Origin of the sequence: Acinetobacter sp. YH01005, from assembly GCF_013420465.1 — a bacterium.
Lineage (GTDB): Bacteria > Pseudomonadota > Gammaproteobacteria > Pseudomonadales > Moraxellaceae > Acinetobacter > Acinetobacter amyesii.
In genome coordinates, this window is the sequence record NZ_VOYA01000022.1 from 14393 (window position 1) to 39470 (window position 25078).

The following is a 25078-nucleotide window of genomic DNA, read 5'->3' on the forward strand; positions in this document are numbered from 1 at the left end:
GTTATTTCCCCTCAGGCCTTGATAGTAGGACGAACAGTAACGTCGCCACCAGTAGCACCAGGAACCGCACCTTTAACAACTAGAACTGAACGTTCTGCGTCGATAGCAACGATTTCAAGACCCTGTGTAGTTACACGTTCAGCACCTAAGTGACCAGGCATTTTTTTGCCTTTGAACACGCGACCAGGAGTCTGGTTTTGACCTGTAGAACCGATAACACGGTGAGATACAGAGTTACCATGTGTAGCGTCTTGAGTACGGAAGTTCCAACGCTTAACACCACCTTGGAAACCTTTACCTTTAGATGTACCAGTAACGTCAACAATTTGACCCACTGTGAACACATCTACACCGATAGTTCCGCCAACTTCACGACCTTCAAGATCAGCTTCTGTAGCGCGGAATTCTTGAACTAGACGACCAGCAGCTACACCCGCTTTAGCGAAGTGACCTTTCTGAGCGTTAGTTACGCGAGATTCGCGACGTTCACCAGTAGTGATTTGAATCGCTTGATAACCATCAGTTTCAAGCGTTTTGATTTGTGTGATGCGGTTAGGATCAACCTCAATCACTGTTACAGGTACAGAAACACCAGCATCTGTAAAGATACGTGTCATACCGCACTTGCGACCGACTAAACCAATAGCCATGTGCATAAACCTCTAAAAAAAGCGGCCTAATTAACTTAGAGCGTTAATTAACCGAAAGCCTTAACCCAAAGCGATCTGAACATCAACACCAGCTGCAAGATCTAACTTCATCAATGCATCAACAGTTTTATCTGTAGGTTGAACGATGTCGATCAAACGTTTGTAAGTGCGGATCTCGTATTGGTCACGCGCATCTTTGTTAACGTGTGGTGATGTTAAAACGTTAAAACGTTCGATACGTGTAGGCATCGGGATTGGACCACAAACTTGTGCGCCAGTACGTTTTGCTGTTTCTACGATTTCTTGAGCTGATTGATCAATTAGACGGTGATCAAAAGACTTAAGACGGATACGAATTCTCTGGTTAGACATACCAGTTAACTCCAAGCCAAATATATAAAGAATCACCCTTGACGCATCTCACCCCACTTTAAAAGAGGCAAGTGTCAAGAGCAGTGAAATATCACTAAGGTCACGATCGATGCCGCGACTGTCACGATGTTAACTACTTTATTCGTAGCTAACCCCCTTCATCAAAGGGTCGCCCATTATAGCTATTGTTTAATGCATAAGCAAATCTCTTTTGCTGTTTTTCTTATATTTTTCATTTTTTATGCAAGATCAATTGCTTAACTTTTAATCAATAGGCATTTTTTCTTAATACATACTCTATTGCTTGGTTTAGTATTTGATTTCCCTCAATAAATTTGTTTTTTGCACTTTTCCGTAGATCATGTACTGGCTGTACATGTGTTCCTGAAAAAAATGCCACTTCTTCATCATTTTCCAAAAATAAATCGAGTACTTCTGGGGTAATTTCAGGATGAAATTGGAAGCCCAAAACATTTTGTCCGATTTGATACATTTGATTACGACACGCATCATTTTCTGCCAGTAATACCGCCCCTTTGGGTATTTCAAATGTTTCACTGTGCCACTGCATAACTTTAAACTCTTCAGGTAGTTTGAAACAGTCATGCGGTACGTTAGCAACCTTACGGATAGTCGTCCAACCTAATTCTTGTTGTGCATTTCGGCTCACCGCCCCACCCAAAGCATTGGCAATCAATTGCCCACCTAAACAAAGCCCGATTGCGGGTTTTCCGAGTGCTAAATAGCGTCGCAGCCACCGTTTTTCTATTTTTAACCATGGAAAATTGGCCTCATCATTCACACTCATGGTCCCACCCATGATGATGAGTAAATCGACATCTTCAACATGCGGCAAAGCCTCGAGATCCAAGGCTTGATCGACAGGTAATGCAAAGAATTCTGTGGCCGTAATTTTGGCCTGATGCTGTTTTAAAAATTCATAACAACTGCCGAACCCTTCGCCAGCAATATGCTGAAAATAATGTACTTTTAAATGCGACTTCATGCGCTAAACCTATTGTTGTTGCTCTGATATCGGTTTTGCAAGAATGAAGCCAACTTTGCTTTTCACTTAATTTTCTATACAAAAGCATCGTAAATCCATGCGTTTTAGTCGTATTCTTTTGAACATTCATTATTATTTTGATCATTTCAGAGCGCCACGTGAAAAAGAATCCTCAAACTGAACTCATTCATGCACCAAGAATGGCACCGCAATACATCAATAGTGTTCAACCTCCCCTGTTTCGTGCATCCACTATAATTTTCGAAAATACAGATGCGCTATTTAATCGCCATTGGACCGATGATTATGACTATAGCTATGGCACGCATGGTACCCCCACGACATTTACCCTAGGCGATCAGCTTGCTCAGATTGAAGGAGGCTTGTATCACTTACTTGCACCAAGCGGTTTGTCTGCAATTAATTTGGTCAATTCATGTTTTTTAAGTCAGGGGGATGAGGTTTGGGTCGCAGATAATATCTATGGCCCAAATATGGAACATCTACGCAACCTAGAAACCCGCTACGGTATCGTGGTCAAGGTTTATAACCCGATTGATGTCAACTCATTCACACCTTCAGCGCAAGCCAAGCTTATTTGGTTAGAAGCTGCTGGATCTGTCACTTTAGAGTTTCCAGATTTAGTCGGCTTGGTCAAAAAAGCCCAAGCCCATAACATTCTCACTGCACTGGACAATACTTGGGGAGCAGGACTTGCCTTTAATGCTTTTGATTTCAGTGCTGAGCATCTGAGTGTCGATATCAGTGTACATGCCTTGACCAAATACCCAAGTGGCGGCGGGGATATTTTGATGGGTTCGGTAATTACACGAGATAAAAAGCTTCATCACAAACTGTTTCGTGCCCACGCCATTCAAGGCATTAGCATCTCTGGTGATGATGCAGCACAAGTACAACGCAGCCTGGCTTCAATGCGCCTGCGCTATGAACACCAGTCACAAAGTGCTTTAACTTTATTAAATTGGCTAAAACAGCAGCCAGCCTTTGTACAGGTTTTACATCCTGCTGATGAAGCTTCCGCAGGACATCAGCATTGGAAAGAAATTTGTACAGAACAACACAGTGCCGGCTTGGTCAGCGTGGTATTTAATGAAAAATATAGCCTGCAAGATGTACGCCGCTTTTGCGATGCGCTGAAACTCTTTAAGCTTGGTTTTAGCTGGGGTGGCCCAGTCAGTTTAGTCATGCTATATAACTTAAAAGATATGCGTGTACTCGAACATTCACATATTCAAGCCGGCTTACTGGTTCGCTTTTGTATAGGACTAGAACATCCTGCAGATTTAATACAAGATATAGAAAACGCACTACAACATTTAAATAAACAGCAACTCGAATAAATACAGGAACATCTATGGGTACACCAATTATTATTGGCAAAAAAACACAAGACACCACACAAGATGTGGTGCTTCATTCACAATTTGCAAACCGCCATGGTTTGATTGCTGGGGCCACAGGTACTGGTAAGACGGTGACGTTGAAGGTGTTGGCAGAAAGTTTTTCTCGGCTGGGTGTACCTGTATTTTTAGCCGATGCCAAAGGGGATGTTTCTAGCCTTGCCAAAGCAGGTGAAAGCAATCCTAAGTTTGACGAACGAATTAAAAGTTTAAATATCGAGAGCATTCCTTTTGCTGCCTCCCCTGTGGTGTTTTGGGATTTGTTTGGTGAACAAGGACATCCCATTCGCACCACCATTTCTGAAATTGGCCCACTGCTCCTTGCCCGAATTCTGAATTTAAACGACACGCAAGAAGGCGTGTTATCTGCGGTCTTTCGTATTGCCGATGATCAGGGCTTATTGCTCATCGACTTTAAAGACTTAAAAGCCATGATCAGCTACGTCAGTGAACATGCAGCTGAATTTAAAAATGAATATGGCAATTTATCGCCTGCAAGTTTAGGTGCAATTCAACGTAATTTGCTTGCCTTGGCAGATCAAGGCGGTGACAAGTTCTTTGGTGAGCCTGCGCTCAATATCATGGATTTCATTCAAACGGATGCACAAGGTCGTGGCAACATCAACCTGCTCGCAGCCGACAAGTTAATGAATACCCCTAAGCTCTATGCGACTTTCTTACTTTGGATGCTGTCAGAACTGTTTGAACAATTGCCCGAAGTTGGAGATATGGATAAACCCAAACTGGTGTTCTTCTTTGATGAAGCGCATTTATTGTTTGATAATGCCAGCCCTGCTTTACAAGAAAAGATTGAACAAGTGGTTCGTCTAATTCGCTCTAAAGGCGTCGGGATTTACTTTGTAACGCAAAATCCACTTGACCTACCCGAGAGTGTTTTAGGACAACTAGGTAACCGCGTTCAGCATGCGCTACGTGCATTTACCCCCAAAGATCAGAAAGCTGTTAAGACGGCAGCAGATACTTTCCGAGCCAATCCTGCGTTTAAAGTCGATCAAGTGATTACGGAACTGGCTGTAGGTGAAGCACTGATCAGCTGTCTAGATGAACAAGGCACACCTCAAATTGTTGAACGTGCTTGGGTGATGCCACCCTACTCTTCATTTAGCCCAATTGCTGTAGAAGAACGCAAAGCTCTGATGGCAAATAGCGTTGTCGCAGGTGTGTATGACACCGAAGCAGATCGTGAAAGTGCCTATGAACTTTTACAAAATAAAGTGGCGGAGCGCCAACAACAAGCCGTCCAAGCGGAACAAGATAAAATAGAAGCCAAAGAACAAGAAGCGTTGGCCAAACAACAAGCCAAAGAAGCAGATGCACTCGCTAAACAGCAAGCGCGTGAACAAGAACGCCTTGCACGCGAACAACAAAAAGACGCTGAGCGCTCAGCCAAACAACGTGAAAAACTGATTCAAGACACTGTAGGAACTTTTGCAAAAAGTGCAGCACGCAGCTTGGGTGGGTCGACAGGTCAGAAAATTATCCGTGGCCTCTTAGGTTCTATCTTCGGCAAGAAATAATCTAAAAGCCCAATTAAAAAGTACAAATTTATGGAATCTTTTTATATTCCATAATTTTTTTATGGTTTTTACTAAAACATGTATTGCGCGGATGTATTTAAAAATGTATTTTAAATACATCTTATAAATAACAGCCATGAGAGATCAGCTATGACTCCGCAGCAAATTGACCTAGTAAAAGCTACTGTTCCTGTTCTACGTGAAAATGGTGTCGCGCTGACTGGTTACTTCTATAATCGTATGTTGGGCAATAACCCTGACCTCAAAGAAACCTTTAACATGGGACATCAGCGCAGCGGTGCTCAGGCACAAGCCTTGGCGGGTGCTGTATTGGCTTATGCTGAAAATATTGAGGACCCATCTGTACTTTTACCAGTTGTAGAATTAATTGCGCATAAACATGTGAGTCTTAACATTCAAGCGCCAGACTATAATATTGTCGGCGAAAATTTGCTGCACTCGATCAGTGAAGTATTAAGCATTTCAATGGAAGATCCACTGATTGCAGCTTGGGCAGCAGCATATGGACAATTGGCAGACTTGTTTATCAGCACTGAAAAAGCGATTTATGAGCAACATCAGCAAACTAAAGGCAGTTGGTTAGGTTGGCGTAATTTCAAAATCGCGAAAAAAGTGGCTGAAAGTGATGAAATCACCTCATTCTACCTTGAGCCTTCTGATGGTGGTGATTTACCAAAATATGAAGCAGGTCAGTACATCTCTGTACGTGTATTGGTCGATGAGCTGGGTCTAAAACAACCACGTCAATATACACTGTCTACCAGCCCACAAGACAACTACTTACGTATCTCTGTAAAACGTGAAGATCAGAAAGGTGACTTGGTTCCAGGTTGGGTATCGAATACACTGCATGGCTTGGAGATCGGTTCAGAAATCGAAGTGTCTGCACCAACAGGTAATTTCTTCCTGATTGATTCACAAAAACGCAATGTCTTTATCAGTGGTGGTGTAGGTCTAACACCAATGATTGCGATGCTAAATCAGTTGGTGACTTTAGACATGCCACAACCTGTAACATTTATCCATGCCTGCCGTAGCAAACAAGTGCATGCAATGCATAAACACATTCAGGATTTGGAAGCAAAATACCCACGTCTTAGCACCTTTACAGCGTATGAGTTCCCTCATGCTAATGATAAATTAGGTGAAGATTATGATGCTGCTGGTCGTCTAGACTTAGGCAGCATGGATACTGCACTGTTACCGATCAATGCGGATTATTACCTTTGCGGTCCAATGCCATTTATGGCTGAACAACAGAAAGCTTTAATTGCTCGTGGTATTCCTGCTAGCAATATTCACAGCGAAGCTTTCGGCACTGGTGGTGTAAAACACTAACTAAGCTATTCACCTGAAATACAAAGGGTTAGTTTAGTTATGCTAGACTAACCCTTATTTATTTCTCTCAGACTCACAGTATTATCATGCAACTCAATAAATTCACCGATTATGCATTACGCATTTTGCTCTATATCGCACGTCCTCGTGATGTGCCTTATAACATTGCTGAAATTGCAGAAGACCTGCACGTTTCGCGTAATCACTTGGTGAAAATTGTGCATTTTATGGCAAAGCAAAACTGGTTAATCACCAGCCGCGGCAAAGGTGGCGGCATTCGCCTAAACCCTGAAGCACTTGAGGCTCAGCTCGGTCAAATCGTACGGATTTTGCAAGGTAATCACCAGATTGTTGAATGCAATGACCCACCCTGCGTACTGCGCAGTCAGTGTGGTTTAAAAAGCATTTTAGACCAAGCTTTAGAACAGTTTTATCAAAGTCTCGATCAGTACAAACTTGCCGATGTCTTGCAACCAAGCAGCGCATCTAAATTTACAACACAATCTCCGATTCAAATGATCAATCTCTAATTTCACTTTGCCTGCGACAAAATTCGCTTGCCTGCCCGACTTCCTTTATAATACGTGTTGTTAAATCAGTTATTGAAGTTGGGTTATGCATCAGCACAGAGGAAAATCACGAAACAGTAAAGCGGCCAATGCGCCGAAGCAAAAGATTACTTATGAGAAAAAAGTAGACTCTGCGATTACTGAATATGCTGTGCGCTCGCTCAACTGGCTACGCAAAGCTGAGTTCTTAATGAGTGCGCCTAAACTCAACCTCTGCGTTGAAGATACCGGCTATGAAATTGCCTTTGCTGGCCGCTCAAATGCGGGTAAGTCAAGTGCCATTAATGCGCTCACTAACCAAAAACAATTGGCTCGTGCATCGAAAAAACCGGGTCGTACCCAAATGATCAACTTTTTCAGTCTAGGAAATCCTGATCAACGTTTGGTCGACTTACCGGGTTATGGCTATGCCGCTGTACCTGAAGCGATGAAAATCGTGTGGCAAAAAGAGTTAGAAAACTACCTGATACACCGTGAAAGTTTACAAGGCCTTGTGCTGCTGATGGATATCCGTCATCCACTACAACACTTTGATGTCATGATGTTGGAATGGGCACATTCACGTAAATTGTTCGTGCATGTACTGCTCACCAAATCAGATAAATTAAACCGTGGCCCAGCCTCTAAAGCACTACAAGAAGTGAAAGCAGCATTGAAAAAAATGAAGCTAAACTTCTCTATCCAATTGTTCTCATCATTGAATAAACAAGGTTTAGAAGAATTAGCGAGTGTCATGGCGGGTCGTCTCAACTTCACTCTAGAACAATCGACAGAGTTTGATCTTGATAGCATTCCTGAAGCATCAGAAGATGATATTGAAATCGATGCAGACGCGGAAGCATTCGATGACTTCCACACTACATCTGAAGACTTACCCCAAACTGAAGGCAAAAATTCAGACCACTAATCGAGTAATGTTAAAGTCAGTATAAAGATGATTGTCTGACAAAAAGTATCATCTGAAGATAATGAAATGTCCTGTATTGCTAATCACAATGCAGGATTTTTTTAGATACTGAATACATCAAATGTGTACTCGATCACATAAAAACAAGGATAGGTCATGAAATTACTCTCCCGCTTGAGAAACACAAAACTTGGATCATCAATCGAATATAAAATTAAGCCACGTAAAGTGAAATTTGAGTGGCAAGATACTCAGGTTGATTGGGTACCCAATCAACCTTTTGTCAGCTATTTTATTAATGAAATTAATATGATCTTACCGGCTGGTGAGTTTTGGTTTTGCCGTCTGTATAACAAAGTATTGCCACAAATTAGAGATGAAAAATTAGCAGAGGACGTTAAAGCATTTATCCGCCAAGAAGCCATGCATGCTCAGGCGCATAACTCTGCCAATAAAGAATATCTGTCTCAGCGCAATATCAGTATTCAACGCAACCTTGAAATCATGGACTTCCTCTTTGGCAAACTGCTTGCGGACCAACCTTTAGGGCTCAACGTACCTAAAGCTTTGGATCATCAATGGGATCTCTTTCGTTTAGGGGTGATTGCAACAGTTGAGCACATGACCTGCGTACTAGGCAAATATGCTTTATATAACAAAGAGTGGGAACGCCTCGGTGCCGATCCGAATATGCTCGATCTAGTAAAATGGCATGGTGCAGAAGAGATAGAACATCGTACCGTGGCTTTTGATTTGTATCGTCATCTCGGTGGGGGCTATATTTCTCGCTATTATCAAAGTGTGATCGTGATTGCTGCCGTACTTGGTCTATGGGTCGATGGTGCAGCACATATCATGCAGCAAGACTCGCGCTATGCATCGATTAAACCTGCCGTATATAAACCGTGGATTTGGCGTGAATGGGCGCGTATCGCGCAAAAAGACAATCGCTTATTGCCACATCCGCTTTGGTTGGTGTCGCAGCAATTGGGGTATTTAATGCCTTGGTACGATCCTGTACATGAAGCAAAAACTGAAGATGCGATTGCCTATCTCGACAACTCTCCTGCTGCAAAACGTGCCGCACTGAAAGTTGCTTAAACACCATTTAAAATCTGTATTAAGCAGGGTTCGCCCTGCTTTTTTTGTGCTCACATCCATTACGCTCCATTTTTTATTGAGCAATCAACAAACTCAAGATGGATAGGCTCATAAGTTCGAGGTTTAAAGTACAGTTATTCCGAGTTCCCTATTCTCTTTAAAATGCATTTATACTCAGTCTCATCCTAAAATAAAAATACACCGTTCAGGAGCATCTCCATGCACGCTCACATCTCCGTTATTACACTGGCCGTGAAAGATTTACACGCTGCATTCGCGTTTTATCAGGAGGGTTTAGGTCTAAATAGCGCAGGGATTATTGGGACTGAATTTGAACATGGTGCTGTGGCATTTTTTGATTTACAACACGGTTTAAAGCTCGCACTCTGGCCGCAAGATAGCCTGAGTCATGACACCGGAATCAGTACATCAGCGTTTTGTCCAACTCAAATGTCTCTTGGACATAACGTCAACAGTACCGCAGCCGTCGATCAAATCATGCAACAAGCCCAACGCGCAGGTGCAAAAACAATTAAGCCCGCACAGCCCACGTTTTACGGTGGTTATGCAGGCTATTTTCAAGACTTAGATGGGCATCTGTGGGAGATCGTCTACAACCCACATTTTAGCTGTTTATCTGCTTAATTCGACAACGCTGGTTCATCTACATCTCGCGTATGACGATCCACCACCACACTAATCATCATATCACCCTGTACGTTCACCACAGTCCGTACCGTATCCAATAGACGATCGATCGGCAGCAATATCGCAATGGCTTCTGCAGGAAGCCCAACCGATTGTAAAACCATAATCATTGTCACCATTCCAGCGCTTGGAATACCCGGCGCACCGAGTGAAGCAATCATGGCGGTTGCACAGACAATTAACTGCTGACCCAAGGTTAAATCTAAGCCCATCAAGTTGGCAATAAATAACGCAGCAGCAGCTTCATACAGCGCTGTACCATCCATATTTAACTGTGTGCCCAAAGGAATCACAAAGCCTGCTGTTTGAGGACGTACACCTAAATTTTCCTGCGCACATTTCATCGACAGTGGCATCGTTGCTGAACTTGAACTGGTTGCAAAAGCAGTGATTAAGGCAGCTCGTGTTCCTCTAAAAAATGTCAGTGGACTCATTTTCCCAAAAATCCAAAGCAACAGAGGTAACACCACTGCCCCATGGAAAATCGTGGTCCCTGTGACTACGGCAGCAAACTCCGCGAGGCGACTCAACACCGAAATATCTTCGGTAGCAATCAATTTAGCCAATAATGCAAAAATACCAATCGGTGCAAGCTTCATCACCCAACCGATGATCATCATCATGATGTCAAAAAATTGCTGACTGAGCTTTCTCACACTTCGAAATTTTTCACCGCCTTTGACCAAGGCCACACCTAAAAATAGTGAAAACACCACGACAGCGAGTACATTGCCATCACTAAAGGCTTTAAACGGATTGATCAGTGTATTTTGAATAAAATTGGTAAAGAATGAACCTGCTGTGAGGGTGTCAGGACTCTGATGTTGTTGCATTGCATCTTGGAACATGACGATGTCCACGCCCTGCCCAACTTTAAAAATATGCGCACATGCTAGACCCAAGATCAGTGCCAAAGTCGTAGTGGTGACACAGCACGCTAAGGTAATTTTCCACGTACGACTCAGCTGACCACCCGCTTGTAAATTCGATACCCCCACCACAATCGAACTAAAGATCAGCGGAACCAAGATCATTTTCAGCAAGCCAATAAAAATACTACTGGCAATCCCCAAGCCATACAGGCTGGCGGATAAAAACTGCGTCTCTGGAAACTGAATTAATAAAAACCCAAATGCCACACCCAATATTGCGGCAATTAAAATCTGCGTATTTAAGCTCATTGTGCCTTGCATTAATCATCCTTTATTCAGGCACTATGCCATGCGACCCATTGAGAATCGAGGAATTTTTTGTCACATATACTGCTACAATTCTGCAAAGCATGTATTCAACCCAATTCAATTTGTACTGCACCCTAATTAGATAACTCGATTCCGTGAGTAGTTGCATAACCCCAAATTGACGGAGATAAAAAACCGAATCAGAAGATTCGGTTTTTTCAGTATTTCAACATGCACGACTTAACACATAGTGCTCAAAGCTTATTGGGTTTCAATTTCACGTAAACGAATCAAGCCTTCTTGTGTCGTACTACAGACCAACTCACCGTTTTGCCACATGCGACCGAAATTTAGACCACGTGAACTGGCACTGACCGTGGCATCCATGTCATAAAGCATCCACTCATCCACACGGAATGGCTTATGGAAATACATGGCATGATCAATACTCGCACACTGCAAACTAGGTGATAAATAACTTAAACCATGTGGACGTAGTGCAGTCGTCATCAGCGTAAAGTCTGAATAGAATGCCGCAATAGCCTGATGTAAAGAGATGTCATCAACATCGGCAGCAATCGTGTCATGGGTACGAATATAGTGTGCATACGATGGCGCAGCAGGCTGCGGTTGGTACGGGTTTTGTGGATCAATCGGGCGAATTTCTACATGGCGGTCGCGCATAAAAGATGCACGGACGTTTTCAGGAACAAACTCCACCATCATTCGTTTTAGCTCAGCTTCAGATTTTAAATCCTCAACGGCTGGATATTCTGGCTCTGCAACTTGGTAGTTCAACCCTTCTTCTTGCTCTGCAAATGACACCATACACATGAAAATGGTTTTACCATGTTGAATCGCACGGACCTGACGACTCACAAAACTGCGTCCATCGCGAATACGATCCACTTCATAAATGATCGGTGCATTGATATCACCACCGAATAAGAAATAGGCATGCAAGGAATGAGCAGGTCGATCTGTGGTATAAGATGCCGCACGTAGCGCCTGACCTAAAACCTGTCCACCAAAGACACGTTTCCCGACCAAATTTCGGCTTTGCCCACGAAAAATATTTTCTTCTAATTTTTCAAGACTGAGTAAATCAACCAACTCTTGTGTTAAGGCATTCATAACAAACCTATCTATCATTCGGGATTAAGCTAACGCAGGCAACATCAACAGATGTTTAAATATATTTTCCATTTTGCCATAAATCCAGACTAAAACCCTAAAGATTCGCTGACTGATCTGTCACCTTACTGATGCAATATAACTGCTAAAAATACGTTTTTTAACGATAAAATCTTACAATATCTATGCAATTTGTCAGAAAATGACATACAGTTTTTAAGTACAATTACGCAGAATAGATTCCCCTCAGAATCTCTGTGGTTTGGTCATGAAAAGTAGGAGTTTGTATGTCCAAGAGCGGCTTTGGTCAGATGTATCGAAAGCTTTCGAGTAAACTGCTTGACCTTGTGGTAACACCGCATGTTTTAGGTGAAGTCCCTGTAGAACCTGTAGTGACTGAAACCGATACAGATACCGGCGTACAGACAACGAAAATTACCTGCTACGTTCTGCAAAATCATTCACGGAGTAATGCTTTAATTGTCGATGGTGAAACCCGTCGTTTAAAGCTACACCCTGCACTCGACCCAATGACAGTGGGTACGCAAACAGAAAAAGCATCTGTGGTGTTTTTACAACATCATGATGAAGACAATTTACTCAATCCACCGCCACATGCCTTTCCACCTCGTTTATTACGTTTAATTGAGGTTTTGGAAAAAAATCCTGATGCGGATGTTGAGCTCGTTCCTGTAACCGTGCTGTGGGGCCGTGAACCCGATAAAGAAGATTCTTGGTTTAAATTATTATTTACCGATACATGGTCTACACCAAGCAAAGTGAAGCAGCTGGTCAATATTGGTTTGCACGGTCGTCAATCCTACCTTGAATTCCATGAGCCACAGTCTTTGCGTCGTTTGGTTGAATATGCCAAAACTACACATCCAAACTTGTCACCTGCGACTTATATTGTCAGCACACTGAATGATTATTTAGATGCACAGCGTGAAGTGGTTTTGGGGCCGGATTTATCTGACCGTCGTAATGTGATGCACGGCCTGATCAAATCTACGGATGTGCAAGATGCGATTCGTCGTGAAAGCATTCGCAGTAAAATCAGCATGGTTGAAGCTGAACGTCGTGCGATTGGTTATTTAAATGAAATCGTTTCTGACTATTCTGCATCAACAGTACGTTTTGCTGACTTAGCCCTGACTCGCCTATGGACACAGCTTTATGATGGCGTCGAAGTACATAACTTCAGTACCGTTCGTGAACTAGCCAAAGACTACGAGATCATTTACACCCCATGTCATCGTAGCCATATCGACTATTTATTATTGTCTTATGTGATCTATAAACGTGGCTTGATGGTGCCGTACATTGCTGCGGGCGATAACTTAAACATGCCATTTGTCGGGCAAATTTTACGTGGCGGCGGCGCGTTCTTTATTCGTCGTTCATTCCGTGGCAATGGTCTCTACACCACCGTATTTAAAGAATACCTCTACAGTATTTTGGCGCGTAATACGCCGCTTGAATACTTCATCGAAGGGGGTCGTTCACGTACTGGTCGTTTATTACCACCGAAGACCGGCATGCTCGCCATGACTGTCCATGGTCATTTACGTAATCCAGCCAAACCGATCGTGTTCTTACCGACCTATATTGGTTATGAGCGTTTAATGGAAGGTGCGACCTACGTTGGCGAAATGAATGGTAAGCCGAAAGAGGGCGAATCGATCATCGGGATTATGAAAACTCTGCGTAAGATCGAACGTATTTTCGGTAAAGTGCATTTGAACTTTGGTGAGCCGGTTTTCCTTGATGATATGTTGAAACAGCATAATGCAAGCAACATCAAAATCGAGAAAAATGACGACCCAATTCCGCCAGAAGTTTCGGATGCCATTAACAGTTCTGCACACGTGATTTTAGAAAATATTAACCGTGCAGCAGTGGTGAACCCAGTTTCATTGCTTTCACTGATTTTATTGGCAACATCTAAACATACTTTAGATGAAGAGATTTGCATTAAGCAGTTAGATACCTATCGTGATCTTTTAACTGCCTTACCTTACGATGAGCGCATGCAAGTAACACCGCTGTCAGGTAAAGAAATCATTGCTTATGGTTTAAAACTCAAGCTGATTAAACGTGTTCATCATGTCCTTGGCGATATTATTGCCATTGCTGATAATCAAGCGGTGCTGTTAACCTACTTCCGCAACAACATCCTGCACGCATTTATTTTGCCATCACTCATTGCCGCTTTGGTTGAACATAATGGTTCTATTCGCCGTGGTGATTTAATTAATGTCATTCGTACACTGTATCCGTTCTTAAAAGCTGAGTTGTTCCTTAAATGGAATGATGAAGAACTTAAAGATCAGATCTGTGCGTATGCAGAAGTACTGATCAAAGCCAAGCTAATTTCTGAAGATGCAGAAGGCAACCTGATCTCCCCTGCGCCTAACTCAGAGCAGCACAATCAGTTAGTGGTCTTAGCTGCACCCGTGATGCAAAGTCTTGAGCGTTACTACATGACTTTGGCCTTAATCACACAACGTGGTTCGGGCAATATCTCTACGCGTCAGGTTGAAGAACTCAGTCACTTGGTTGGTCAACGTCTATCTGTGTTGTATGAATTTAACTCGCCTGAGTTCTTTGATAAGGCCTTATTCCAAAGCTTTATTAAAGTCTTAACCCAACAAGGTTATATCAGCACCAATGAAAACAACGCCATTGTGTTTGATGAAAATTTCCAAAATGTTGCGCAGTATGCCAACCTCGTTTTGGATGATGTGACCCTGCAAATGTTGCAGCACATTACAACCTTTAGTGATGAAGAGTTAAAAGAAGCACTAGATAAAGTTGCTGCGGAACAAGCTAAAAAGCGCTTGAAACGTAAGAAAAAATAAACGGTTCTGATTTTTTTCACTATAAAAGCAAAAGAATTTGAGCAAAATTAGGGACAAGTTGTAAAAAGCTTGTCTCTATTTTTTGGACTATACAAAAGTATTTAATATTTTCTTTTTTAAAATTAAGGTATGTACATTCCAAAATTTTGGATTTCCATTGGCTAGCGGTTTATTGCCTTTAAATTCATCGATATAAATAATATCAAAGTCCGCATCAAACAATTGTTTAAGCTCTTCCTGTTCAAAACCTATAAATTTTTCAGAAAAATTATTTACCCAATCATCATCTTTCCCTAATAGTTGTATGAGTAAAATGCCTTGCTCACTTAAGGATTCCTGCATTTTCTTTAAAACACTTTCAAGCGAATCCGTAGAACAAAAAAATAAACTGAATAAAGCAATAATTAAACTAGCTTTAGGAAAGCTATAGTCTTCAAAGGCCTGATTAGAAAATAAAAAATTCTTATTGTCTTTAAATTTACTTAGACAGATATTTTTAGCTTCAACAGTTGGATCAAATGCATATACTTTAAAATTATGACGGAGTAGAAATGATGATTCATTTCCTGCACCACAACCACAATCAATCGAGATCTTTGGTAAATTTTCAAAATAACTCAAAGCTTTTTCCAGAATCGGTCTATGGGGTAGATTCTAAGTAAGTTCAGCAAATGATTTTGTCATTATTTAATTTTTATCCTTTGAGATCCATCCGAAAATTTGAACAATACATGTTGTAAAAGACCTATCTTATTCATTTATAGAATTTCTTTTAATACTCACAAAGCTGCTCTGAATTTTATACGTCACGCCAATTTTACATACACATCACAATCAATCGTGCGCTAACTTAAAACCACTCTCCATCATCCGCGTTGCATAAATCTTTTTACCTGTTTCTACTTCACTCTCTAAAACCAATTCGGGTAAATGCATAGCTCTTTGCAATTCCAAGATTCGCTCATGCAAAGGTTGAGGTTGGTTATTAGTACAAATATATGATTTTTCAGGATGTTCCACGTGAAGTAGATGACACAGAAATTTTGCCAAATCATCGATATGTATTCGATTTGACCAATGAATATTGGGATAGCGATGAGTCGTTTCTGCCAGTTTCTGCATTCGTGTTGTCGATGTGCCATAAATCCCAGAGGGACGTACGATCACGCATTCGTTAGGAAATGCTTGTGTGTAGCGATGCTCCATTTCCAGTAACAACATGCCCTGCTCATCGATCGGATGTGGCACAGTGTCATCATCAATCCGCTCCCCCGCATGTTCACCATAGACACGAGTGGAAGACACCACGATTAAACGTTGTATTGAATGATGTGCTAATGCTTGAACAATCGGCTGTACAGAATCGACATAAGTGTGTCGGTAAGCATCCACAGCATTGAGTTGAGCATGACGTGCAGGAGCCAAAAGAACATAGACTACATCAATCGGTTGAACCTGCGACAAATCCAGTTGGTGAACATCTTGGATTAAATGTTCTGCAAAATCATCCTCTTTCGCACTACGACTCACTGTGGTAATTTGGTGACCTTGCTGAAATAATTGTTTAGCAACACGTTGCGATGTTTTACCATAACCGATAAATAGAATATGCATCAAACGACCTATTCTCAGAACTGATCCATTTAGATCATATAAACCGAAGTTGAGGGGACATGGCTGCCGTCCATCAATTGCAAGGGGTTGGCAATGCCGCCGCTGCTTTACTTGAAAAACTTAATATTTTCACGACAGATGATCTTTTGTTTCATCTGCCACGCGACTATGAAGATCGTAGCACGATCATCCCCATGAACCAATTAACCGTGGGCCGCAGTTATTTACTAGAAGGCACGGTCAAAAATATCGACTTCCCACCCGGTAAGCGTAAATCGATGGCCGCCCTTTTGGATGACGATTGTGGCAAAGTCACTTTACGTTTTTACCATATCTACAAAGGCATTACTGATCGGGTAAAACCGGGAAATCGTTTACGGATTTTTGGTGAAGTCCGTGTTGGTGCTCGTGGCTTAGAAATGTATCATCCTGAACTACAGGTGATCACTGAACACACGCCATTACCACAAACCCAACTCACTGCGATTTACCCTGCAACCGAAGGCTTAACACAGCCCAAACTACGTGAATACGTCAAACAAGCACTACAGATATATAGTGATGACTTACCTGAACTATTGCCAGAAAAATTCACCAATGGCTATGCACTAAAACAGGCTTTGGACTATATTCATCATCCCCCTGTCGATGCCAATATGTTGCAACTCAGCCAAGGTTCTCATCCTGCACAGCAACGTTTAATTTTCGAAGAATTGGTTGCCCATCAGGTCAGTTTGCTCAGCCGCCGTGCTTATATTCAACAAATCGAAGCACCGTCTTTCTCTGCAAGTAAGAACTTCACCAAACAACTTTTAAGTACACTACCGTTTGAAATGACCGGCGCACAAAAACGCGTATCCAAAGAAATTGCGGTCGATCTGAAAAAGAACAAACCTATGCTGCGACTCGTACAAGGTGATGTGGGTGCAGGTAAAACCTTAGTTGCAGGTGTGGCTGCCTGTCATGCGCTCGAGGAAGGTTGGCAAGTGGCCATGATGGCGCCAACAGAAATTTTGGCCGAACAACATTATCTAAATTTCAAAAAATGGTTTGAGCCGATGGGTCTAACTGTGTCTTGGCTTTCAGGCAAGCAAAAAGGTAAAGCTCGAGCTGCGGCAGAACAATGTATTCAAGATGGTTCTGCTAATTTAGTGGTCGGCACGCATGCTTTATTTCAAGACAATGTTCAATTTGCCAAATTGGGTTTAGTGATTATTGATGAGCAACACCGTTTTGGTGTCGATCAGCGTTTGGCACTTCGGAACAAAGGTCTCAATGGCATGACACCACATCAACTGGTGATGACAGCAACCCCTATTCCTCGTACCTTGGCCATGTCGGCTTATGGCGATTTAGATACCTCCGTCATTGATGAACTGCCGCCCGGTCGTACACCGATTCAAACAGTCACTATTCCACTTGACCGTCGTGAAGAAGTACTACAGCGGATTGCCAGCAATTGTGCTGAAGGTAAACAAGCCTATTGGGTCTGTACCTTAGTTGAACAATCCGAAACCTTAGATGCTCAAGCCGCTGAAGCGACTTTTAATGAAATTAAAGAACGCTTTCCAGACCTCAATATTGGTCTGGTTCATGGCAAAATGAAGGCCGATGAAAAACAAGCAGTGATGCAGCAATTTAAAAATAATGAATTGCAATTACTGATTGCAACCACAGTGATTGAAGTTGGTGTTGACGTCCCGAATGCCTCAATCATGGTAATTGAAAATGCAGAGCGTTTAGGGCTTTCACAACTACATCAGCTACGTGGTCGTGTAGGACGTGGTGCCAAAGCCAGTTTCTGTGCCTTGCTGTATAAAAATCCCTTATCGCAAAATGGGCAAGAGCGTTTACGCATCATGCGCGAGACCAATGATGGCTTTATCATTGCTGAAAAAGATTTGGAAATTCGTGGTCCCGGCGAGCTCCTCGGCACTAAACAAACAGGCGATATGGGCTTTCGTGTAGCAAAATTAGAGCGAGATGACCATTTACTCAATCAGGCACACTATGTGGCTCAACAAGTCCTAAATGATTATCCTGCACAGGCTCAAGCACTTTTAAAACGCTGGCTGCCGGAAGCTCCTCGTTATGCCTATGTATAATAATTATTGGGATGACAGATCGATCATCCTAAAAATACAGATTGGCTTTAACCAGTAAGCTTGTCGAACAGATTGCTGTAGTGTCGTGATTGCACTTCACAGCAATCTGTGCAAAATACTCAAAAAAGAATGATTAGAATAAAAACATGCTCCAATCCATCCAACATTTCATCCGAAAAGGAATGCAGAGCGTTTCCCCTTGCCTGCTCTGTGGTATCGATCGACAACAACATCATTCGCTTTGTACTGACTGCTGGGAACAACTGCCTTGGTTTAAAAAAATGGTTAATCGCCATGAACACAGCATCTCTTGTGCCTTTTACTATGATTTTCCAATAGATCGCATCATCCAAAGCTATAAGTATGAGCAACAATTGCACTATCAAAATTTACTGGCACAGAGCCTTTTAAGCATGCGCTTAGCTAGAGTTCAAGCCATCGTGCCGATGCCTATTTCAGTAGAACGCCTCAAAGACCGTGGGTACAACCAAATGCTACTCGTTGCACAGATGATGGCAAAGCAATTGCGCATCCCTGTTTGGCAACCCGTGATTCGTCAAGCACAGCACGCTCAAAAAGGTTTAAGTCGGCTAGAACGACTAGAAAATATCGAACAGCAATTTATTATCGACCCAACCGAAAAACGCCGTTTCCGCAAAGTCCTCATCATCGATGATGTGGTGACCACGGGGAGTTCAATCCATGCATTAAGTACGCTGTTACATCAGCTACATTGCACGCAGGTATATGCCGCATGCATTGCTGCGGCACAGTCTTAGTTTCAAACATCAACCACTAATAAAGAAACTGAGCAAGCGAAGCGGTTTAGCTTTCAGCAAGAGATCGCGCCTGCTGCTTCACCCAAGGAATCACCACCTCACGTGTTAAAGGTGCAAGTTTTGTTTGTGTATCATCCAAGCTGACCCATTGCATCGCTGCAATTTCCGCATCAATTTTCGGTTCACCTTGCAACTGAACAAGATAGACATAACTCACCAGTAGATGATCTGCTTCGTTCGCAGCGGCCGTTTCAAAACGACCAATGAATTGCTCAATCTGCGCAGCGCAGCCTATTTCTTCCTGAATTTCACGCAGCATGGTGATTTCAGGGGCTTCATTGGGTTCTAACTTACCACCCACTTGCATAAAGAATGCCGTGTGTTTTTTACGAACCACTAAAAGTTCATGCTGTTCATTTAGAATAATTGCTGCGGCTACAGTAATAGTTTTCATCAATCTTGTTCCAAATCCGCGATAAAGGCTGTACGTTCAACCATGCCCCATTTCGGCTCTGGCGCAGTGAAATGTTGAAACTGCTCAACAATCGTTTCAATATTATCTTCTGCAATTAAGCCTTCGATAAAACGCGGATGGGTAAAGCCTTTTTCTGCAGTTGTTTTTAGAAAATTCAATAAATCGTCATAAAAACCATCAACGTTGAGAAAGGCACATGGCTTTAAATGAATGCCCAATTGAGCCCACGTCCACTGCTCAAAAATTTCCTCTAAAGTCCCTGCTCCACCAGGAATCGCCACAAAACCATCCGAGAGTTCAGACATTTTAGTTTTCCGTTGTTGCATATTTTCTACCACATGCAATTCGGTTAAATCTGGATGTGCCAATTCTTTATCGACCAAGACTTTTGGAATCACCCCAATGACTTGCCCACCTGCACGCAAAGCACTATCTGCCACAACACCCATCAAACCTGAACGACCACCACCATAGACCAGTGTGATGCCTTGTGCCGCTAAATGACGACCGACTTTTTCAGCCACCTGTAAATAGGCAGGATTGTTACCAAGGGCGGAACCACAGAAAATTGCGATAGATTTCATTTATAATCACCATCAGATCAGGAACGCTATGCTGGAAAAATCAACTTTAAACAGATTTTTTCATAAAATAAGCATTAGAACAGTGTTTTTCAGCAAATCCTTGTCTAAAATACACCCATTCATTTTTAACTTACTGCGCAAGGGGAAAAGACAACATGCTTGAAGCCTTTTACGCCACAGAGCGCGGTAGCCTGGAAGATGTCACCATCAATGGTGACTTCGATTTACATCAGGATTTAGTCTGGCTCGATCTCATTGCCCCGTCTCAGGAAGAGCAGCAATGGATTATGGATGCCTATGATCAAAATTTACCTACATTAAAATCATTAGAAGATATTTCGTCGAGTGCACGATTCTACCGTGATGACGACGGTATTTTGCACATCAGCACCTATTTTTTAACGAAAAATAAAAATTTTCAGGTCGATGGCGAACCCGAAGAAAATGCCAGCACCTTAGCTACCGTGCAGACAGTTGCCTTTATTTTGCATAAAGAACGCTTATTCACTTTACGGGGTGAAAAGCTGGTAGCTTTCCGTGCCTTTCGCGCCCGCGCGCGTCGTAATGACTATGAAATTGACTATAAAGATCCAACTTGGATTTTATTGGGCCTTTTAGAAGCCAAACTCGATGAGCTTGCGGATATCTTGGAAGATATCCACAAGGACTTAGAAAAGTATTCCACAGAAGTGCTAAATAACCGCCATCGTGAGATGATTTTAGACTTAGATGACATGATTACCCGACTTGCGCATTTAGAAGATATGCTCGGGAAAGCTCAACTGTGTTTGATCGACTTACGTCGTGTTCTCACCTTCCTGTCACGTCCTCGCGCCTTGGGCAGCCATATTTATGATGCCGACATCCGAGAACTCAGTGAAGACGTGCGCTCTCTTGTTGAGCATGATGCCTTTTTGTTCCAAAAGGTTCGATTCTTACTGGATACCACCTCTGGGTTCATTAACACCGAACAGAATGATACGATTCGTCGATTCTCGATTTTACCAAGTATGCTTGCGCCACCAATGTTAGTAGCTAGCGTCTATGGGATGAACACCGATGTACTGCCCTTCGCGCATGGTACAACAAGTTTTATCGTGGTCAGCTTAATCATCGTGGCATTCTTTATTGGTCCATTGATGTACTTTCGCTGGAAGAAATGGATTTAATCCGTTCCTATTGCGTAGACTTGCGAGAACTTCTTCTCTCACTGAAATAAAAAAAGCACCTTACGGTGCTTTTTTTATTTAGATCAATTGCAAGTCATGCTCAAGATGACAGGCTTGAATAATCTTCATCATTTTTTCAGGGACTGCTTTAAACTGCAAACCTTGCGCTTTTGGCGTTTGACGTAACCAACGGACCAAAACAGCTAAAGCCAAAGTACTGCCATGCTCAAGCTCAGCAAGATTGACCACTAAGGGAAAAGCTTGCTGTTGTTGAATCAATTTCAAGCCGTCTTGATAGTACAATTCGGCATTGTTGTAATCGATTTTGCCTGAAACCATCAATTCTTGTTGATGAAGTTTAATCACACATCACCTATCTTATTTTTTCTTGTCCAATGCTGCGTCAGCATCAGGTTTGAAGTTCGCAATTGCTTTATCAATGTTACCGCCATTACGTTTTACAGTTGCCGCAAACTGATTACGGAATTGTAAGCCTAGGTCGATACCCGAAACGTTGATATTACGGATTTTCCATTGTGAACCTTTATCCGCCAACTGGAAAGAGACTGGAATTTTTTCACCGTTGTTATGGAAATCAATCGTTACAACAGGGTTCTTACTGTTCGACACCTTATATGGACGCATGCTATACGTTTGGTTACTAAACTTGGCAAAAGCTGAACCATAGTTTTCGATCAGTGTTGCACGGAAGTTACGTTCAAACTGTGCACGTTGAGCCGCTGAGCTGTATTGATTCGTTGCATACGTACCCATCACGATACGTGTGAACGCTTGTGAATCGATGTACGGGTCTAAGTTTTGACGAACAATCGCTTTCACAGCCGCAGGGTTATTTTGTAGTTTTGCGTGGTCTGCTTTTAAACGTGTAATGAGGCCATCAGCCACTTTTTTTACAAATGCAGGTGGTGCTTCGCTTGGAGCAGCAAAAGCTGTACCTGCCATCATAGTTGATAAGATACTTGCTGTAAGCGTATGTTTTAACAATGTGTTCACTTAATTTCTCCTAAAAATTATTCAACAAATGCAGGTTCTTCTGCCGTTGTTGTGTCAGCAGCTTCTGTTTTTTGTTCAGTATCTGCTGTGCTGTCAGATTTGTTCCCTGCACCACCGGTCACAAATTTAGACACCAAATCTTCGATTTCCATCGTACCTTGGGTATTACCAATTTGGTCACCACGTTTTAAGAAGTTGACACCACCACCCGGTACAATTTTCAAATATTTCTCGCCCAATAAACCATTGGTTGCCACCATAATGTAAGCATCTTCATCGATATTGGTGATGGATTTCATGTTAGCAATCAGTTGTTGTTCCATTTCTTTTTGTTTCGCAGGTGTCGCTGCTTCATAGTCTGATGTGTAACGCAGCTCTTCGAGTGCATTCTTTTGCACTTCTTTTAATTGTTCTGCGTTGTAAGAGGTTAATGAGCCATCCATAATCAGATGTGCTGTCACTAAGCGCGTCACAGGATCGAGTTTCAACGACTCCACTTGACCAACTTTGACACCGCTTAAGGTGACTTTGGCACGGGGTTTAATCCCGTTTACATTTTCAAATGTCGCGGTCAATTCATAACTGTCTTCGATGTTATTGCCGACCAAACCACTCACACGCATCGCCAAGAAGAAAATAGCGATAGCAAAAAGAATGACAAAAAAACCGACGGCCAGTTCACTCGTACGTGATTTCATTAAATACCTCCGAACATGACCGCAGTCAACACGAAATCTGATCCTAAAACACACAACGAAGAATACACGACAGTACGTGTGGTCGACGTTGCAATACCTTCTGAAGTTGGGACACAGGCATAACCCTGATAGACCGCAATCCATGTACAAATTAATGCAAAAACAAAACTTTTGATGATGGTGCCATTAAAGACGTCTTTAAAGAATTGCACACTGTTCTCGATGCCACTCCAATAAGAGCCTTCATCTGCACCCAGAAAATCAACACCCACCAATTTACCACCCATGATGCCGACCGCAGCGAAAATCACCGACAACATTGGCAAGCTAAAAATACCAGCCCAAAGTCGAGGCGAGATCACTCGTTTTAAGGGATCGACCCCGATCATTTCCATACTCGACAACTGCTCAGTGGCTTTCATCAAACCAATTTCAGCCGTTAAAGCTGAACCTGCACGACCTGCAAAGAGTAAAGCCGCAACCACAGGTGCAAGTTCACGCAATAAAGTCAGTGCAACTGCGGTGCCGAGCATCGCTTCACTACCAAAGGTCGACAGAATGCTATACATCTGCAAACCCAGTACCGAGCCAATAAATAAGCCAGATACCACAATAATCAGTAATGAAAGCACACCAACACGGTACATCTGATAAATAAACAATTTCACGCCAAGTAAAGTCGGCATGGAAAAAAGAATCTGCAGCAACATAATGGTTGCTACGCCGATTCCTCGAACACGTTCAATGACGCGTCTACCTAATGCGGCAATAGCATTCATGAACGAACCTCATGATTTAAATAGGGCTGATGACTGAATTGATAATCGACTGGACCTTCTACCGAACCCGTCAAGAACTGCTTCACAAAAGGCGAAGCATGTGCTTTTAATTGCTCAGGTGTTCCCTCGCCCTGCACTTTCCCTTCAGCCACCACATAGATGTAATCTGCAATTGATAATGTTTCAGCCACATCATGCGAAACAATAATCGTGGTTAGATCTAAAGCTTCACGTAACGAACGAATCAAGCGAGTTAAAACCCCCATCACAATCGGGTCTTGCCCTGCAAAGGGTTCGTCATACATGATCAACTCAGGATCGAGTGCAATAGCTCGTGCCAAAGCCACACGACGATTCATACCACCTGAAAGTTCAGAGGGCATCATTTGTTCTGCACCACGTAAACCAACAGACTCTAATTTCAACGCAACAATTTCAGCGATCAAATGCTCTGGCAACTTGGTATGCGCACGAATTGGAAAGGCTACGTTTTCATACACCGACATATCGGTAAATAATGCGCCGCTCTGAAACAACATCCCCATACGCGCACGCGCAGCGAAGAGCTCCTGACGTGACATCTGTGCAATGTTTTGCCCATCAAGCAACACTTCTCCATTATCGGGAGTCAATTGACCACCAATTAAACGGAGTAAAGTCGTTTTACCTGTACCAGATGGACCCATAATTGCAGTGATCTGACCACGACGAATTTTTAAACTGACATTGTCATAAATGACGCGCTCTCCTCGCTTAAAACTCAGGTTTTTCACTTCGATCAGTGCCTGAGTCTGAGAAGACGTTTGATTATTCATAGCTGAGGATTTTCCTGCATTTTTTTCAGCATGCATACTATAAAGGATTGAAGTTTAAAATGTTACCATTGCATGAGCGCATATCCCTGCATTCCATCAGGTAAAGTGTTTTTTATTATTAATGCGATTTTATAGAGGATGATTTCAACCCAATAGAAGAATTTAGTTAAAATAATTGTATATATAGTAAACGATATTACACAATAAGAGTGTCAAACCGATATAAGGCATAATTACCT

The 25078-nt window shown here is 42.4% G+C and carries 25 protein-coding genes; 11 read left to right on the top strand and 14 right to left on the bottom strand.

Going from position 1 to position 25078, the window contains the following annotated elements; genetic code table 11:
- Window positions 1-11: 11 nt before the first annotated feature.
- The 3 genes from rplC to FTT72_RS13350 form a co-directional block, all read right to left on the bottom strand.
- Window positions 12-650, bottom strand: a complete 639-nt coding sequence (gene rplC / locus FTT72_RS13340; RefSeq protein ID WP_078189280.1) for a 50S ribosomal protein L3 — start codon at window positions 648-650, stop codon at window positions 12-14.
- Window positions 651-710: 60 nt separating this feature from the next.
- Window positions 711-1022, bottom strand: a complete 312-nt coding sequence (gene rpsJ, locus FTT72_RS13345; protein ID WP_000070912.1) for a 30S ribosomal protein S10 — start codon at window positions 1020-1022, stop codon at window positions 711-713.
- Between the two features lie 268 nt (window positions 1023-1290).
- Window positions 1291-2028: a type 1 glutamine amidotransferase gene (locus tag FTT72_RS13350; protein WP_078189281.1), complete on the bottom strand. Its 738-nt coding sequence runs from the start codon at window positions 2026-2028 to the stop codon at window positions 1291-1293.
- 158 nt (window positions 2029-2186) lie between these two features.
- Between FTT72_RS13350 and FTT72_RS13355 the strand changes: the two genes are divergently transcribed.
- The 7 genes from FTT72_RS13355 (at window position 2187) to FTT72_RS13385 (ending at window position 9568) form a co-directional block, all read left to right on the top strand.
- Window positions 2187-3389, top strand: a complete 1203-nt coding sequence (locus tag FTT72_RS13355) for a PLP-dependent transferase (RefSeq protein ID WP_180021614.1) — start codon at window positions 2187-2189, stop codon at window positions 3387-3389.
- Window positions 3390-3403: 14 nt separating this feature from the next.
- Window positions 3404-4987 carry a helicase HerA-like domain-containing protein gene (locus FTT72_RS13360; RefSeq protein ID WP_180021612.1) on the top strand — a complete coding sequence of 528 codons (1584 nt, stop codon included), beginning with the start codon at window positions 3404-3406 and terminating at the stop codon, window positions 4985-4987.
- Window positions 4988-5137: 150 nt separating this feature from the next.
- Entirely contained in the window at window positions 5138-6346 is a 1209-nt protein-coding gene (gene hmpA, locus FTT72_RS13365; protein WP_078192460.1) for an NO-inducible flavohemoprotein, read from the top strand.
- A gap of 86 nt (window positions 6347-6432) precedes the next feature.
- The gene (locus FTT72_RS13370; RefSeq protein WP_078192461.1) at window positions 6433-6876 is read left to right on the top strand and encodes an Rrf2 family transcriptional regulator; all 444 of its coding nucleotides are present in this window, start codon (window positions 6433-6435) and stop codon (window positions 6874-6876) included.
- A gap of 85 nt (window positions 6877-6961) precedes the next feature.
- The gene (yihA, locus tag FTT72_RS13375) at window positions 6962-7822 is read left to right on the top strand and encodes a ribosome biogenesis GTP-binding protein YihA/YsxC (protein ID WP_180039474.1); all 861 of its coding nucleotides are present in this window, start codon (window positions 6962-6964) and stop codon (window positions 7820-7822) included.
- A 156-nt stretch (window positions 7823-7978) separates the two neighbouring features.
- Window positions 7979-8923: a metal-dependent hydrolase gene (locus tag FTT72_RS13380; RefSeq protein WP_078189287.1), complete on the top strand. Its 945-nt coding sequence runs from the start codon at window positions 7979-7981 to the stop codon at window positions 8921-8923.
- A 219-nt stretch (window positions 8924-9142) separates the two neighbouring features.
- Window positions 9143-9568 carry a VOC family protein gene (locus FTT72_RS13385; protein ID WP_180105599.1) on the top strand — a complete coding sequence of 142 codons (426 nt, stop codon included), beginning with the start codon at window positions 9143-9145 and terminating at the stop codon, window positions 9566-9568.
- Here the strand turns inward: FTT72_RS13385 and FTT72_RS13390 are convergent.
- Together FTT72_RS13390 and FTT72_RS13395 are read right to left on the bottom strand one after the other, a co-directional pair.
- Window positions 9565-10824, bottom strand: a complete 1260-nt coding sequence (locus FTT72_RS13390) for a dicarboxylate/amino acid:cation symporter (RefSeq protein ID WP_171525930.1) — start codon at window positions 10822-10824, stop codon at window positions 9565-9567. The two genes, FTT72_RS13385 and FTT72_RS13390, sit on opposite strands and share 4 nt — an antisense overlap.
- Before the next feature lie 249 nt (window positions 10825-11073).
- Complete coding sequence (locus tag FTT72_RS13395) at window positions 11074-11946, bottom strand: acyl-CoA thioesterase II (protein WP_180026061.1); 873 nt, start codon at window positions 11944-11946, stop codon at window positions 11074-11076.
- Between the two features lie 287 nt (window positions 11947-12233).
- Here FTT72_RS13395 and plsB point away from each other — a divergent pair, with 287 nt between their 5' ends.
- Complete coding sequence (plsB, locus tag FTT72_RS13400; protein ID WP_180010517.1) at window positions 12234-14807, top strand: glycerol-3-phosphate 1-O-acyltransferase PlsB; 2574 nt, start codon at window positions 12234-12236, stop codon at window positions 14805-14807.
- A gap of 87 nt (window positions 14808-14894) precedes the next feature.
- On the opposite strand, the gene FTT72_RS13405 is transcribed toward plsB, so the two are convergent.
- Together FTT72_RS13405 and FTT72_RS13410 are read right to left on the bottom strand one after the other, a co-directional pair.
- Window positions 14895-15443: a methyltransferase domain-containing protein gene (locus FTT72_RS13405; protein ID WP_373685436.1), complete on the bottom strand. Its 549-nt coding sequence runs from the start codon at window positions 15441-15443 to the stop codon at window positions 14895-14897.
- Between the two features lie 198 nt (window positions 15444-15641).
- Window positions 15642-16421 carry an NAD-dependent epimerase/dehydratase family protein gene (locus tag FTT72_RS13410; protein ID WP_180178535.1) on the bottom strand — a complete coding sequence of 260 codons (780 nt, stop codon included), beginning with the start codon at window positions 16419-16421 and terminating at the stop codon, window positions 15642-15644.
- A gap of 59 nt (window positions 16422-16480) precedes the next feature.
- On the opposite strand from FTT72_RS13410, the gene recG reads away from it, so the two are divergent.
- Together recG and FTT72_RS13420 are read left to right on the top strand one after the other, a co-directional pair.
- On the top strand, window positions 16481-18526 hold the full coding sequence (gene recG, locus FTT72_RS13415; protein WP_180178536.1) for an ATP-dependent DNA helicase RecG: 2046 nt from the start codon (window positions 16481-16483) through the stop codon (window positions 18524-18526).
- 146 nt (window positions 18527-18672) lie between these two features.
- On the top strand, window positions 18673-19305 hold the full coding sequence (locus FTT72_RS13420; protein WP_180178537.1) for a ComF family protein: 633 nt from the start codon (window positions 18673-18675) through the stop codon (window positions 19303-19305).
- 46 nt (window positions 19306-19351) lie between these two features.
- Here FTT72_RS13420 and FTT72_RS13425 read toward each other — a convergent pair whose 3' ends face one another.
- Together FTT72_RS13425 and FTT72_RS13430 are read right to left on the bottom strand one after the other, a co-directional pair.
- Window positions 19352-19759, bottom strand: coding sequence for an NUDIX domain-containing protein (locus tag FTT72_RS13425; protein ID WP_180021593.1), 408 nt, complete (start codon window positions 19757-19759; stop codon window positions 19352-19354).
- A complete protein-coding gene (locus tag FTT72_RS13430; protein ID WP_180103003.1) occupies window positions 19759-20364 on the bottom strand; it encodes a TIGR00730 family Rossman fold protein in 606 nt (201 codons plus the stop codon). The genes FTT72_RS13425 and FTT72_RS13430 overlap by 1 nt, the downstream gene beginning before the upstream one ends.
- Window positions 20365-20519: 155 nt before the next feature.
- Between FTT72_RS13430 and FTT72_RS13435 the strand changes: the two genes are divergently transcribed.
- Window positions 20520-21533, top strand: coding sequence for a CorA family divalent cation transporter (locus FTT72_RS13435; RefSeq protein WP_078189297.1), 1014 nt, complete (start codon window positions 20520-20522; stop codon window positions 21531-21533).
- Between the two features lie 78 nt (window positions 21534-21611).
- Here FTT72_RS13435 and FTT72_RS13440 read toward each other — a convergent pair whose 3' ends face one another.
- The 5 genes from FTT72_RS13440 to FTT72_RS13460 are packed head-to-tail and all read right to left on the bottom strand — an operon-like array spanning window position 21612 to window position 24839.
- Window positions 21612-21872, bottom strand: a complete 261-nt coding sequence (locus FTT72_RS13440) for a lipid asymmetry maintenance protein MlaB (protein ID WP_218945760.1) — start codon at window positions 21870-21872, stop codon at window positions 21612-21614.
- 39 nt (window positions 21873-21911) lie between these two features.
- Window positions 21912-22547 (bottom strand): ABC transporter substrate-binding protein, encoded by a 636-nt coding sequence (locus FTT72_RS13445; protein ID WP_180008463.1) that lies wholly within the window; start codon window positions 22545-22547, stop codon window positions 21912-21914.
- Window positions 22548-22564: 17 nt separating this feature from the next.
- Complete coding sequence (locus FTT72_RS13450) at window positions 22565-23245, bottom strand: outer membrane lipid asymmetry maintenance protein MlaD (RefSeq protein WP_168379104.1); 681 nt, start codon at window positions 23243-23245, stop codon at window positions 22565-22567.
- On the bottom strand, window positions 23245-24024 hold the full coding sequence (gene mlaE / locus FTT72_RS13455; RefSeq protein ID WP_078189301.1) for a lipid asymmetry maintenance ABC transporter permease subunit MlaE: 780 nt from the start codon (window positions 24022-24024) through the stop codon (window positions 23245-23247). The genes FTT72_RS13450 and mlaE overlap by 1 nt, the downstream gene beginning before the upstream one ends.
- Window positions 24021-24839: an ABC transporter ATP-binding protein gene (locus FTT72_RS13460; protein WP_168379103.1), complete on the bottom strand. Its 819-nt coding sequence runs from the start codon at window positions 24837-24839 to the stop codon at window positions 24021-24023. The genes mlaE and FTT72_RS13460 overlap by 4 nt, the downstream gene beginning before the upstream one ends.
- Window positions 24840-25078: the final 239 nt, after the last annotated feature.